Source organism: Pseudonocardia sp. GCM10023141 (genome assembly GCF_042653605.1).
Genome location: NZ_JBHSIR010000006.1, coordinates 170,041 through 183,125 on the forward strand (window position 1 = coordinate 170,041; position 13,085 = coordinate 183,125).

Below are 13,085 nucleotides of genomic sequence, written 5' to 3' on the forward strand. Positions count from 1 at the left end.
ACATCCGTGCGGCCGACCAGGGGGCGACCGGTGACATCGACACGCTCGCCCGGCCCGAGCGCAACCCCGTCACCGTGCGCCCTCGTCGCCGGTGGGCCCGCGTGCCTGTGCGCCGAGGAGGCCTTCCGCCTCACCGACCGTCAGATCGTCGCGCGGGCCACGGCCAAGCTCGTCTGGTACCAGCGCGCCGGCCGCGTGCAGCGCGACGCGGCGCTCGCCGGGATCGACGGGCTGCTGGCGTACGCCAAGAAGCGCGACAGCGCGTCGCTGCTCGCGGAGGTGCTGCGGATCTCGATCATCGTGCGGGTGCTGGCCGTCGACAACTCCGACCCGATCGACGCCACGCAGATGGACGCGCTGCTCGTGGAGTTCAGCGAACTGGCCGAACTCGACGGTGGCGCGCGCGGGCTCGGTGAGGCCGCCGTCCTGCGGGCCCACCACAAGATCCTGCTGCGCCAGGGCGAGCTCGCACTCGCCGACGCCGCCACCGCACTCGCACTGCTCACCGACATCACCGCCCCGCCCGGTGACGACGACTCCCCCGAGTGGGCCCGCCTGCTGGCGCGCGCGTTCAACGGGCTGGTCATGGTGCTGCTCAAGCTCGGCTCCCACGAGCTGGCCGACGAGGTCTCCCAGCAGGGCATCGCGATCGCCGACACCGTCGGGAGCCCGGTGGAGCGGTTGTTCCACCAGCTCAATCGCGTGCGGCTGCAGGTGTCGTGGGCACTGCGGCTCGAACGGGGTGGCCGCGACGCCGCCGCGGCCACCCGCTTCGTCGGGGCGGCCCAGACCGCGCAGGTCGCCGCGGCGCTGTGGGGGCCCGCACACAGCCAGGTGCCCGGGCAGGGCCCGCCCGCCGTCGCCGAGAGCGCGATCATCGGCAGTGCCTACGCGCTGCACCAGCCAGGCCCCGAGCACCTCGCGATGCTCGACGGGCTCGGGCCGAAGGCCCAGCTGCTCGACGACCGCATCGTGCACGCGATCGCCACGTCCCGCTGCATGCTCGCCGCCGGCCGGCTCACCGATGCCGCCACCGCGCTGACCCCGCTGCGGATCGAGCTGGGCGACGACGTGTCCGGCTCCGTGCTCGCGCTGGCCCTGCACCGGGAGCTGGCCCGGATCGACAGCATCAGCCGGGACGCCATCGATCGCGACGCAGCCGCGGCCGGGGCCTCCCCGGCAGGCCCCGACGCGTTGGCGCGCTACGCCGCAGCGCTCGAGGCCGAGCTGTGGGCGCTGCGGGAAGCCCGGCTGACGGCGCTGCGCAGCCACACCGAGCACCACCGCCTGCGCAGCGAGCACGGCGCGGTCGCGGCGCAGGCGCTGCAGGACACGCTGACCGGGCTGCCCAACCGGCGGGCGCTGGACCTGCGCCTCGTGGAGGCCACCAGCACGCCGTCGAGCCAGCCCTGCGCGGTGGCGCTGATCGACCTGGACGGTTTCAAGGACGTCAACGACGCGTGGTCGCACGCCGCGGGCGACACCGTGCTGCGAGCCATCGCCACCTGCCTGCGCACCACGCTGCGCAGCCACGACCTGGTGGCCCGCTACGGCGGGGACGAGTTCGTCGTGATCATGCCGGGCACCCCGCTGAGCACCGCGCAGGCGGCGCTCACCCGGGCCACCGAAGCCGTCGCCGCGTTGCCCGTCGAGGTGGCCGGGGGCGTCACGATGTCGGTGGGGGTCACCCACGCGCCGCTGGGATCGGATCCCGCCGTCGCGCTCGCCGCCGCCGACGGCGCGATGTACCAGGCCAAGCACAGCGGCGGCAACACCGTGATCAGCGCTTCTGCCACCATCACCCCGCCGTCGCGGCGGGCCCGGGCGGACCGGTAGCCGACGCCCGACCGCGCCAACCCGTTGGCCACGGCGCCGATGTCGTGACGTTGGCGCGGTGGCCACCCGGTCGGCGCGGTGGCCACCGCAACCGCCGCCCCCGGCGCGGACCCCGCTTATTGTCAGAGCGTGACAGCGGCGCACGCGGTGCCCCGGCCGGCCCCCGAGGGGTTGCGCGGGTGGGTCACCGTGGCGGCCGCGTTCCTCTCGATGACGGTCGTGTTCGCCGTCGCGTACAGCTTCGGGGCCTTCTTCGCGCCGATGGCCGCCGAGTTCGGGTCCGGTAGCGGCGCGACGTCGGTGGTGTTCAGTGTCACGGCCTGCTGCTGGTTCCTGCTCGGGTCCGTCAGCGGGCGGGCGGTGGATCGGTTCGGCCCCCGACCGGTGCTGCTCCTCGGCGCGGCGACGCTCGCGGCCGGGCTGATCCTGACCTCGATCGTGCAGCACCTGTGGGTGGGCTATCTCACCTACGGTCTCGGCGTCGGGATCGCTGTGGCCTGCGGCTACGTGCCGATGGTCGCCGTCGTGGGCGCGTGGTTCGACCGCAGGCGGGCGCTGGCGCTCGCCATCGCGATCGCCGGGATCGGCGTGGGCACGCTCGTCGGGTCGCCGCTGGCCGCCGCCGTGATCGCGGTGCAGGGCTGGCGGCAGACGCACGTCGTGTTCGGGGTCGCGGGCGCGGCCCTGCTCGTCCTCTGCGCGATAGCGGTCCGTCGCCCGCCTGCGGCGCAGGGCGCACCCGCGCTGCCGATCCGCGAGCTGGTGCGCACCCGGGCCTTCCGCTCGATGTACGCCGCGACGTTCCTGGCGTCGCTCGGGCTCTTCGTGCCGTTCGTGTTCCTCCCCACCTACGCCGCGGCGGCCGGAGTGCCGCCAGTGGCCGCCGCGGCGCTGATCGGCGTGATCGGGGTGGCGAGCGTGCTCGGACGCCTGGCCATCGGGGCCATCGCCGACCGGGTCGGGCGGATCCGCATGTTCCAGGCCAGCTTCGCCGTCTTCGCGGTCAGCTTCGGGATCTGGCTGGTCGCGTCGGCGCTGCCGGCGCTCGCGCTGCCGCTGCTCGTCGCCTTCGCGGCGGTGCTCGGTGTCGGGTACGGCGGCTGGATCGCGCTGCAGCCCACGGTCGTCGCGGAGATGTACGGCGTCCGCGGGCTGGGCGGGATCGTCGGGCTGATCTACACCGCGGCCGGGTTCGGTGCCCTCCTGGGCGCGCCACTGGCCGGGCTGATCATCGACGCCACGGGTACGTTCGGATGGGCCATCGCCGCGGCGGGCGTGAGCGCGCTGGCAGCGTTCGCCAGCCTGCTCCCGCTGCCCGCGTCGGGGTGATGTCGGGCCCGCGGAGCAGCGCTGTAGCATGGACAGCCGAGCGCCCGGCGTGCTCGCACGATCCATCCGCCGCCGGAGCCATGACCAGACCAGCGGCAGAAGAACTCGAGGCAAAACGCGTGGCCAACATCAAGTCCCAGATCAAGCGGGTCAAGACCAACGAGAAGCGTCGCCAGCGCAACAAGTCGGTGCGCTCCTCGGTGCGTACCGCTGTGCGCAAGTTCCGCGAGGCCTCCGAGGCCGGTGACGTGGAGACCGCCAGCACCCTGCAGCGCGCTGCCAGCAAGGCGCTCGACAAGGCGGCCTCCAAGGGCGTCATCCACAAGAACCAGGCGGCCAACCTGAAGTCGAACATGGCCAAGAAGGTGCACGCGGCTTCCACCGCTGCCTGATCGCCTCACGTACTTCACCCGACGGCGTCGCCCCCTTTCCCAGGGTGCGGCGTCGTTGTGCTGTGCAGGACTGGGCTGTGCGGGAAGGCGCCGCTCAGCGGGACTCGCGCGCCGTGCACATCCGCTCGACCGCACGCTCCAGCGCGTACTCGGGATCGGCCGCGGCGCCCTTGACGTCGGCGTTGACCTCGGCCGCCGCGGCGAACGCCACCGCGAGCGAATCGGGGCGCCAGCTGCGCACCTGCTGCTGGGCCTTGCGGATCTTCCACGGTGGCATCCCGAGCGGGCCGGCGAGCTGGTTGGGATCGCCCCGGCCGGCCGCGCCGACCTTGGCCAGCGTGCGCATGGCGTCGGCCAGCGCGTCGGCGACCAGCACCGCGGGCACCCCGAGCACCTGCGCCCAGCGCAGCGCCTCGAGCGCGCCGGCCCGATCCCCCGCCACCACCTTGTCGGCCACGGCGAACCCGGTGGTCTCGGCCCGGCCGCGGTGGTAGCGGCGCACCGCCTTCTCGTCGATCGTGCCACCGGTGTCGGCCACCAGCTGCCCGGTGGCCGCGGCCAGCTCCCGCAGATCGGAGCCGACGGCCTCGATCAGCACCGGCACCGCTGCCGGCGCGATCTTGCCGCCGGCGCGGCGGACCTCGGCGCGGACGAAGTCGGAACGCTCCTCGGCGCGGGTGATCTTGTTGCAGATCGTGACGACCGCTCCCTGCTTGCGCAGCGCGTCGGCGAGCGCCTTGTTGCGGGCTCCACCGGCGTGCACCACGACGAGCACGATGCCGTCGGCCGGGTCGGCAGCCTGCGCGAGGATGGCCGTGGCGAGATCCTTGTTCACCTCGTGCGCCGCCTGCAGGACGATGACCCTGGCCTCGGCGAACAGCGACGGTGACAGGCTGTCGGCCAGCTCGTAGGGCGAGAGCTCGGTGGCGCGGTAGCGGCGGACGTCGGCGCTCGGATCATCGGCTCGGGCCTGCGCCACCACCTCGTCGACGGCACGCTCGACGAGCAGCTCCTCCTCACCGAGAACGAGCTGGAGCGGAGCTGCGGTCATGGCGTCCATGCTCGCGCACGACACCGACAACCGAACGTCCGGGGCGGACCGCGTGGGGTGACGGGGCTCCCAGATCCTGGACGACGGTTGGGGACGCGGCCCTCCGTGGCGTACGGTGATGGTCATCCGCGGGCCCGTGCGCCGGCGGCCAACTGAATATGGCTCATCCAGAGGGGCAGAGGGAACGGCCCGTTGAAGCCCCGGCAACCGGCGACGCGCGTGTCAACGCGCTCGATCACGGTGCCAACTCCGGCCCGCATGGTGCGGGAAAGATGAGGAGTTCTTCAATGACTCTGCTTTCTGACGTCTCGACGTCCACGTCCCTCGATCTCGGTCCGGCCGTCGCGCTGTCCTGTCGCGAGTGCGGTCACCAGATCCCCCTCGCCGCCGAGTTCGCGTGCCCCCAGTGCTTCGGCCCCCTCGAGGTGGCCTACGAGTTCGGGGACGTCACCCGCGAGTCCATCGAGGCCGGCCCGAAGAACATCTGGCGCTACCGGCAGCTGCTGCCCGTGCCGCCCGGCGTCCAGGACCACCCCAACACCGAGCCCGGCCTGACGCGGCTGATCAAGGCCGACCGGCTCGGCGCCGCGCTGGGCATCAAGAACCTGTGGGTCAAGGACGACACCGGCAACCCCACGCACTCCTTCAAGGACCGTGTGGTGGCCGTGGCACTGGCCGCTGCCCGCGAGCTGGGCTTCACCGTGCTGTGCTGCCCGTCCACCGGCAACCTGGCCAACGCCGTCGCCGCCGCCGCGGCCCGCGCCGGCTGGGACTCGGTGGTGCTCATCCCGAAGTCGCTCGAGCAGGCGAAGGTGCTCACCACCGCCGTCTACGGCGGCACCCTGCTGGCCGTCGACGGCAACTACGACGACGTCAACCGCCTGGCCACCGAGCTGGCGGCCGAGCACGAGGACTGGGCGTTCGTCAACGTCAACGTGCGGCCCTACTACGCCGAGGGCTCCAAGACGCTCGGGTACGAGGTGGCCGAGCAGCTGGGTTGGCGGCTCCCCCAGCAGGTCGTCATCCCGGTGGCGTCCGGCTCGCAGCTGACCAAGGTCGACAAGGGCTTCACCGAGCTCGGCAAGCTCGGGCTCGTCGAGGCCACGCCCTATCGGATCTTCGGCGCCCAGGCCACCGGCTGCTCCCCCGTCGCGAAGGCGTTCGCGGAGGGCCACGACGTGATCCAGCCCGTGCGGCCCGACACCATCGCGCGCTCGCTCGCGATCGGCAACCCGGCCGACGGCCCGTACGTGCTCGACACCGTGCGCCGCACCGGCGGGGCCGTCGAGCACGTCTCCGACGAGGAGGTCGTGGCCGGCATCCGGCTGCTGGCCCAGACCGAGGGTGTCTTCGCCGAGACCGCCGGTGGTGTCACCGTGGCCACCACCAAGAAGCTCGTGGAGTCCGGCCGGCTCGACCCCGACGCCGAGACCGTGCTGCTGATCACCGGCGACGGCCTCAAGACGCTCGACGCCGTGGCCGGCCAGATCGGCCCGACGGCCACCGTGCCCTCCACCAGCAAGGCCGTGCGCGAGGCGCTCGAAGGCCGGTAGCGGACGCACGCACCCGGCCAGGTCGCACGCGGCGGTGGCGAGCGAGCTCACCAGCTCGTTCGTCGCCGACGCGCCGGATCATCGCCGGGGCGGAGCCCGCGCCGCTCGCCCGATCCGCCGCCCTGCCGCCCGCGGGCCGGATCGGCGAGCCCGGACCGGATCGCCCCTGCTGACGACGGCGAGATCGGGACGCCCGTCGTGATCGGCGTCGCCTGCCACTGTGACGACGGCGACGTCGCCGGCCTGGTCGGTGCGCCGCACGGCAGCTCCGGCGTCGGCCAGCACGGTGAGCAGCGCGACGTTGGGGTGGCCGTAGGGGTTGCCGGCACCGACGCTGACCAGCACGGCGCGTGGTGCCACGGCGTTGAGGAACGCGGGAGCGGTGTAGCGGCTGCCGTGGTGCGGCATCTTGAGGACCTCGGCGCGCAGGTCGGTGTGGGCGGCCAGCAGGTCGGCCTGCGCCGCCAGCTCGGCATCGCCGGGCAGCAGCACGCTGCCGGTGGCCGTGGTGGCCCGCAGCACCAGTGAGCTGTCGTTGACGGCAGTGCCGTCGTCGGGGTCGACGACCGCGGCGGGGTGCGTCGGACCGATGACGTCGAGGGCGAGACCGGGCCAGTCCAGCCGCTTGCCGGCGGTGAGCTCCACGAGCGGTGCCTGCGCCTGCGCCGCGATGTCGGCGACCTCCCGCAACGCCCACGCCGGCTCGTGGACCGGACCCAGCGCGACCCCGCCGACGGGGCGGCCGCGCAGCGCGCCCGCGAGCCCGCCGATGTGGTCGGCGTGCAGGTGGCTGATCACCGCGAGTGCGATGCCCTGGACGCCCAGCCTGCGCAGGCAGCCGTCGATGAGGCCGGCGTCGGGACCGGCGTCGACGAGCACCACCCAGCCCGGACGGGCGGTGGCCAGCACCAGCGCATCCCCCTGTCCGACGTCGCAGGCCACGACGCTCCAGCCGGTGGGCGGCCAGCCCGGTGGTGCGACGCGGGTGGGCACCAGCACCAGCGCGAGCCCCAGCAGCACGGCCAGCAGCAGGGCCCGCCGCCGCGGCGAGCGGCCCCACCACCACAGCAGCACCAGCACGACGACCAGCAGCGCAGCCCCCAGCACACCCTCCGGCCACGGAACGGCGGCCCCGGACACCCCGGCCGACCGATCGGCGATCATCACCAGCCAGCCGACAGCGGGCCCGGCCGCCCACGTGCACGCGTGTGCCAGCGGCGTGCTGATCGGCGACACCAGCGCGGCGAGGACGCCCAGCACGGTGGCCGGTGCCACCGCCGGTACGGCCAGCAGGTTGGCGAGCACCGCGATCGGGCTGACGAGCCCGCTCAGCCCGGCGATGACCGGAGCCGTGACCACGAACGCCGCGGCGGGCACGGCCACCGCCTCGGCCATCCAGCCGGGCACCCGGCGCCTGCGCAGCGCGAGCGCCCACGCGGGCGCGAGCACCACCAGAGCCCCGGTGGCCAGCACGGACAGCGCGAAACCGGGGTCGAGCGCGAGTGCCGGATCGGCCAACAGCAAGACGATGACGGCCGCGGCCAGCGCGGGCAGTGCGGACCGACCGCGCCCCATGGCGAGCGCGAGCAGCACCACCGCCCCCATCACCGCAGCGCGCACCACGCTCGGCGACGGCCGGGCGAGCACCACGAACCCCACGATGCTCGCCGCGCTCACCGCGGCCGACAGCCGGGGATCGGCCCGTAGCAGCCGCAGCAGCCCGAGCACGGCCCCGCTCAGTATCGCGAGGTTGGCCCCGCTCACCGCGACGAGGTGGGTGAGGCCGCTGGCCCGGAAGTCCGACTCCAGCTCGGCGTCGAGACCCGATGTGTCGCCGACGGCCAACCCCGGGAGCAGCCCGGCCTCCGCGGGGGCGAGGACGGCGCGCGACGCCTCCCGCAGCCCTGCCCGCAGACCGCCGGCCGCCTCCTGCCACCACGGTGGCGCCGTCACCTGCTGCGGCGGGCCCCGGACCCGCAGCACGGCGACCGTCAGATCGGACCGTCCGGCCGGGGCCAGCAGGCCCTCGGCGCGGGCGTGCTGCCCGGGGATGAGATCGCGCCAGCCCTCGACGGGCGCCACGAGCAACACGCGGCCGCCCGAGGACCACCGCTCGGGGCCGGTGGCGGCCGCCACCAGCGCGGCTGCCACGACGACCTGCGCGGGACCGCTCGGCCTCGAGCCGTACGCGGCACCCCTGATCGGCCGGGGATCGTCACTGATCACGATGTCGAGGGTGGCTGCGGCGCCGTGCTCGGCGGGAGCGACCAAGGGATGCTGCGCGACGGCCAGCGTGTGGGCCGCGATCACCAGCCCGGCCGCGGCCGCGCACCCGGCCACCGCGAGCACACCCGGCGCCCAGCGTCGGGTGCGAGCAGCGACTGCGACGGCCCCGGTGGCGAGGGCGATCGCCGTGCCGGCGAGCGGGCCGATACCCAACCCGAGCAGCATCACGGCCCAGACCGCGAGCGCGGCCGGGAGCAGCCGCAGGTCCACACTGCGCCCGGCCCCGGTGCGACCGGACCTCGCCGCGGTGCCGTTGCCGATCATGAGATCGTGACCAGATCGCGGAGCTGCGCGAACTTGCGCTCCCCGATCCCCTCGATCTCGCGCAGCTGCTCGACCCGCGCGAACCGCCCGTTGTGGGTGCGCCACTCCACGATGCGTTGCGCCGTGACCGGCCCGACGCCCGGCAGCGCGTCGAGCTGGCTCGCGCCGGCAGCGTTGAGGTTGACCTTGCCGCCGGGCGCCGCGCCTGCACCTGCGGCGGTGCTCCCCGCTCCGGAGCTCGGCTCCGCGGGCGCCTCCGGGGGCGGCGGGACCCCGACCACGATCTGCTCGCCGTCGGCGACCCGCCGTGCCGGGTTGAGCCCGAGCAGATCGGTGCCGGGAAGCACCCCGCCCGCCGCGGTGAGGACGTCGGCGACGCGCGCACCGTCGGGCACCTGCACGAGCCCCGGCGTGACGACCTTGCCGGACACGCTCACGACCAGCTGCGACGGCGGCTCCGCCCCCGTAGCTGCCCCCGTTGCCCCCGCCGACGGCGGCGCGGGCGCCGTGGACACCGCGACCGCGGGGAGCCCGGTGACCGGCTCCACCCGCGGCCGATCGCTCCACACCCCGACGGCGGCGACCACCGCCGCACCCGCGGCGACGACCGCGAGTGCGGTGGCACCCGGGCGCCCCGGATCCAGCCGCGCCCCGCGCAACACCCGCGGCACCCACCGCCGCCACCCCCGCGGCTCCGGTTCCGATCCGAGCCCGAAGCCGGGGACGAGCGGCAGCGGTTCGGTGCCGGGATCCCCCGACCCCGGCGGCCCCGATCCCGGTGCCCCGGGGGCGAATCGCCGTGCGGAATCCTCGGGCCCCGCCAAGAACGGCGGCCACCCCGACGCAGCGGACCCGAACGCCGCGGGCCCGAACGTCGAGGGCCCGAACACCGACGCGAGCCGCTCTGAGCTGTCGGGAGGGACTTGTCGCGCCACACCACGACGCTAGGGCGAGCGGGGCACGTCCGGTCGACGATCTCCGAACTGTGGACAACCGACCCGCGTTGTGGACAACTCGACCCCGCCGGGCGTCACCGCCCCCGAACTGTCGGTCCTCCCGCGCAGACTGGATGCCGGGGGCGCCGCCCGCCCACAGGGAAGCCCGGGAGTCTTCGGCGCGGGGTGTGCGAGGTCGGGGTGCTACCTCTTCGGCACCACCACGACGCCGAGCAGCCCGGTGCCCACGTGCGCGCCGATCACCGCACCCACCTCGGACACCAGCAGCCGGGTGACGTCGAGTCGGTCACGCAACCGCTCGGCCACCTCGTCGGCGCGCGCCGCGGCACCGAGGTGGTGCACGGCGAGGTCGACGGGTCCGTCGCCCGCCGCCTGCACGGCGAGTTCGACGAGCCGCTGCCCGGCCCGCGCGGTGGTGCGGACCTTCTCCAGCGGGAGGATCTTCCCGTCGGCGACGTGCAGCAGCGGCTTCACCGCGAGCGCGGTGCCGAAGAGCGCGGCGGCGGCGCCGATACGGCCTCCGCGGCGCAGCCGGTCCAGCGTGTCGACGGAGAAGAACATCCGGCAGCGGGCAGCCACGTCGGCCGCGGCCGCCTCCACGACAGCACCGCTCGAGCCCGCATCAGCGGCGTCGACGGCCGCGAGGACCGCGTAGCCGAGCCCCATGCCGGCCGCGCACGAGTCGACGACCCGGACGCGGTCCGGTCCGACCTCGTCGGCCGCGACGCGGGCCGCCTCCCAGGTGCCCGACAGCTCACGCGACAGGTGCACCGAGACGACACCGTCGGCGCCGTTCGCGAGCAGATCGCGGTAGAGGGCGGCGAACTCGCCAGGGGTCGGTCGCGAGGTCTGGACGTCGAGGCGCCGGTCGGCGAGCGCGGCGGTCAGCTGGGCGGTGTCGATGTCGACACCTTCGCGCCCCACGCGGTCACCGAGGCGCACCTCGAGTGCGACGATCCGGATGCCGCGCTGCGCTGCCACCCCGTCGGGGAGGTAGGACGTGGAGTCGGTGACCACTGCGACAGGCACGCCGCCGGACACTAGTGGGCGCTGCCGGTGACCGCACCGTCGGCTGCGAGCAGCGGCGTCAGCAGGTCTGCGCAGGCCGCTCCCACGTCGGAGTGCGCGGGCCATCCCCAGTGCATGCCGTCGGGGTTGCCGTGGCCGGCGAGCACGTGGTCGGCGACGATGGCCTTCAGGTCCAGCAGCGCGACGCCGTGGGCGGCCGCCCATGCGCGGGTGGCCTGCTCGGCGGCCGGCCGGCCGGGGTGCACCGGGCCGTACGCCGCCGCGCGGTGCACGGGCGGCAGCATGCCGATGACCGGGAGGCCCGGGCGGATCGCCAGCACCGCGGAGCGGCAGCGCTCCATGTACTCCACGGTGAGCCGCGGTGGCAGCGCCACGGGGCCGCCGCCGGGAAGGTAGCGGGCGAAGGCGCGCGCGAGTGCGGGCTGCGTCCGCAGGTAGCCACCGCGAACGGCGCGGCGCAACCGCTCGGGCCGCAGGGCCGGGATCAGCTCCCGCACCGCGGTGGGCAGCGGTGAGGGCAGCGTGTCCATACCGCCGACGGCGATGACCAGCGCATCCACGGACGGCATGAGCGTCCAGACGCGGGGGTCGTGGGTGAGCGCGTGCCAGGCGTGGCGCGCGGTCCAGCCGATACCGGCGACGAACTCGGCGCGACCACCCAGCCGGGCGGCGGCGATGTTCGGCCACAGCCGCGGATCGTCGGCCGGTTCGGCCCGCTCGGGGCCGTGGAAGGCGAGCGAATCGGCCAGTACCAGCAGGACCGGTCCGCCCGCCGTCGTCACAGCCCGACGCCCACGTTGTACCCCGCGAGCCGCCACCGCGGGTGGTCGCCGCGGCGCGCGAGCATCGCCCAGCGGCAGTTGCCCATCCCACCGATGGTGGGCCAGGTGGCCGTCGGCAGCGCCAGCAGCGCGCTGACCAGCCCGGCGATCAGGCCGCCGTGCGCGACCAGCACGACCGTGGTGTCGTCGTCGCCTGCGAGCTCGTCGTCGATCTCCTCGACGACCGGGCGGGACCGGCGCACGACCTCGAGCCGCGACTCGCCACCGGGAGGCGCCCACGACGGGTCGGACCGCCACGTGGCGATCGCGCCCGGCCACTGCTCCTCGATGTCGGCGACGGTGCGCCCCTGCCACTCACCCAGGTGCGTCTCGCGCAGCCGGGCGTCGAGCTTGACGGGCAGGGACGTGCTGCTGCCGACGAGATCGGCGGTGTCGATCGCCCGTTGCAGGTCGGAGCTGATCAGCAGGCCGGGCGTGAGCCGTCCGATCGCCGGTGCGACGGCGACGGCCTGCTCCCGGCCCGCTTCGGTGAGCACCGAGTCGATGTGCCCCTGCATCCGGCCCTGGACGTTGTAGTCGGTCTGACCGTGGCGGAGCAGCACGAGCCTGCGCATCGTCATTCCGTGTTCCCGTCCTCACTCCTGGGGTCGACGACGGCCTCCGGGAAGTCCAGCCGGGGGCAGTCCTTCCACAGCCGGTCGAGCCCGTAGAACCCGCGCTCCTCGGTGTGCTGCACGTGCACGACGACGTCGACGAAGTCCAGCAGGACCCAGCGGCCCTCGCGGGTGCCCTCGCGCCGGGTCGGCTTGACCCCGTGCAGGCGCATCTTCTCCTCGACCTCGTCGACGATGGCCTGGACCTGCCGCTCGTTGGGTGCCGAGGCGATCACGAACAGGTCGGTGATCACCAACTGCTCGGAGACGTCGAGCACCGTGATGTCCTCGGCGAGCTTGTCTGCAGCCGCGGCCACAGCCACCCGGGCCATCTCCACTGCCTGGTCGGTTGCCGTCACGCCGCGTTCTCCAACATCAAGCCCTCTCTCCTGTCGGCCCGGCGGGCCGACCCATAACCGGCCCAGTCTTCCAGTCGGGTGCAATCGACATGCCGGATGGGGGGCCACACCGAGCATGCTGGTGCCCTCGAGGAGGTTCGCCATGATCACTGGAACGCACGCGATCGTCTACGCGGCCGACGCCGAACGGGCTCGCGCCTTCTTCCGCGACGTGCTGGGACTGCCACACGTCGACGCCGGCGACGGCTGGCTGATCTTCCGGACGCCACCCGCCGAGCTCGCCTTCCATCCGACCGAGCAGGCGAGTGCCGGTTCGCACGAGCTCTACCTGATGTGCGACGACATCACCACGACGGTCTCGGATCTCCGGGCGAAGGGTGTCGAGTTCGTGGACGAGGTCACCGACCGCGGCTTCGGGCTGATGATCACGCTGCGCGTCCCGGGCGGCGGCACGCTGGGGCTCTACGAACCGCGGCACCCGGTGGCCTTCGACCTTCCGGGCTGAAGCCCAGCCTTCACAGCCTCGTCGGCCGGACCGGACGCGCCCAGGATCGGTGGGTCCCCGCGCGGTGGCGGTGGCCGGAACGAAGGAGGC

General features: G+C 74.2%; 12 protein-coding genes and 1 riboswitch. Of the genes, 5 read left to right on the plus strand and 7 right to left on the minus strand.

Translation table 11 applies throughout. From position 1 onward, the window contains the following. Positions 1–30: 30 nt before the first annotated feature. The 3 genes from ACFPFQ_RS01820 (at position 31) to rpsT (ending at position 3,557) form a co-directional block, all read left to right on the plus strand. On the plus strand, positions 31–1,836 hold the full coding sequence (locus tag ACFPFQ_RS01820) for a GGDEF domain-containing protein (protein WP_379614001.1): 1,806 nt from the start codon (positions 31–33) through the stop codon (positions 1,834–1,836). 129 nt (positions 1,837–1,965) lie between these two features. Next, positions 1,966–3,165, plus strand: coding sequence for an MFS transporter (locus ACFPFQ_RS01825; protein ID WP_379614003.1), 1,200 nt, complete (start codon positions 1,966–1,968; stop codon positions 3,163–3,165). Between the two features lie 119 nt (positions 3,166–3,284). Then, complete coding sequence (gene rpsT / locus ACFPFQ_RS01830; RefSeq protein ID WP_379614329.1) at positions 3,285–3,557, plus strand: 30S ribosomal protein S20; 273 nt, start codon at positions 3,285–3,287, stop codon at positions 3,555–3,557. A 94-nt stretch (positions 3,558–3,651) separates the two neighbouring features. On the opposite strand, the gene holA is transcribed toward rpsT, so the two are convergent. After that, complete coding sequence (gene holA, locus ACFPFQ_RS01835) at positions 3,652–4,617, minus strand: DNA polymerase III subunit delta (RefSeq protein WP_379614005.1); 966 nt, start codon at positions 4,615–4,617, stop codon at positions 3,652–3,654. 151 nt (positions 4,618–4,768) lie between these two features. Then, a riboswitch (SAM riboswitch) is annotated at positions 4,769–4,887 on the plus strand. 8 nt (positions 4,888–4,895) lie between these two features. Here holA and thrC point away from each other — a divergent pair. Beyond that, positions 4,896–6,161: a threonine synthase gene (thrC, locus tag ACFPFQ_RS01840; RefSeq protein WP_379614007.1), complete on the plus strand. Its 1,266-nt coding sequence runs from the start codon at positions 4,896–4,898 to the stop codon at positions 6,159–6,161. 78 nt (positions 6,162–6,239) lie between these two features. Here thrC and ACFPFQ_RS01845 read toward each other — a convergent pair whose 3' ends face one another. The 6 genes from ACFPFQ_RS01845 to rsfS form a co-directional block, all read right to left on the minus strand. Then, positions 6,240–8,711: a ComEC/Rec2 family competence protein gene (locus ACFPFQ_RS01845; RefSeq protein ID WP_379614009.1), complete on the minus strand. Its 2,472-nt coding sequence runs from the start codon at positions 8,709–8,711 to the stop codon at positions 6,240–6,242. Further along, positions 8,708–9,646, minus strand: coding sequence for a helix-hairpin-helix domain-containing protein (locus ACFPFQ_RS01850; protein WP_379614011.1), 939 nt, complete (start codon positions 9,644–9,646; stop codon positions 8,708–8,710). Before ACFPFQ_RS01850 ends, ACFPFQ_RS01845 begins: the two co-directional genes overlap by 4 nt. A 204-nt stretch (positions 9,647–9,850) precedes the next feature. Further along, positions 9,851–10,696 carry a DegV family protein gene (locus ACFPFQ_RS01855; protein WP_379614013.1) on the minus strand — a complete coding sequence of 282 codons (846 nt, stop codon included), beginning with the start codon at positions 10,694–10,696 and terminating at the stop codon, positions 9,851–9,853. 11 nt (positions 10,697–10,707) lie between these two features. Further along, positions 10,708–11,478 (minus strand): diglucosylglycerate octanoyltransferase, encoded by a 771-nt coding sequence (gene octT, locus ACFPFQ_RS01860; protein ID WP_379614015.1) that lies wholly within the window; start codon positions 11,476–11,478, stop codon positions 10,708–10,710. Next, positions 11,475–12,098 (minus strand): histidine phosphatase family protein, encoded by a 624-nt coding sequence (locus ACFPFQ_RS01865; RefSeq protein ID WP_379614017.1) that lies wholly within the window; start codon positions 12,096–12,098, stop codon positions 11,475–11,477. The genes octT and ACFPFQ_RS01865 overlap by 4 nt, the downstream gene beginning before the upstream one ends. Then, positions 12,095–12,490, minus strand: a complete 396-nt coding sequence (rsfS, locus tag ACFPFQ_RS01870; protein ID WP_379614019.1) for a ribosome silencing factor — start codon at positions 12,488–12,490, stop codon at positions 12,095–12,097. The genes ACFPFQ_RS01865 and rsfS overlap by 4 nt, the downstream gene beginning before the upstream one ends. A gap of 142 nt (positions 12,491–12,632) precedes the next feature. Between rsfS and ACFPFQ_RS01875 the strand changes: the two genes are divergently transcribed. After that, on the plus strand, positions 12,633–12,995 hold the full coding sequence (locus ACFPFQ_RS01875) for a VOC family protein (protein WP_379614021.1): 363 nt from the start codon (positions 12,633–12,635) through the stop codon (positions 12,993–12,995). The last annotated feature ends 90 nt before the right edge of the window (positions 12,996–13,085 follow it).

What these genes read in the sequence shown, in the direction of transcription:
- holA (WP_379614005.1), bottom strand. Translation starts at nt 4,617, where the DNA reads ATGGACGCCATGACCGCAGCTCCGCTCCAGCTCGTTCTCGGTGAGGAG.
- ACFPFQ_RS01845 (WP_379614009.1), bottom strand. Translation starts at nt 8,711, where the DNA reads ATGATCGGCAACGGCACCGCGGCGAGGTCCGGTCGCACCGGGGCCGGG.
- thrC (WP_379614007.1), top strand. Translation starts at nt 4,896, where the DNA reads ATGACTCTGCTTTCTGACGTCTCGACGTCCACGTCCCTCGATCTCGGT.
- ACFPFQ_RS01875 (WP_379614021.1), top strand. Translation starts at nt 12,633, where the DNA reads ATGATCACTGGAACGCACGCGATCGTCTACGCGGCCGACGCCGAACGG.
- ACFPFQ_RS01865 (WP_379614017.1), bottom strand. Translation starts at nt 12,098, where the DNA reads ATGACGATGCGCAGGCTCGTGCTGCTCCGCCACGGTCAGACCGACTAC.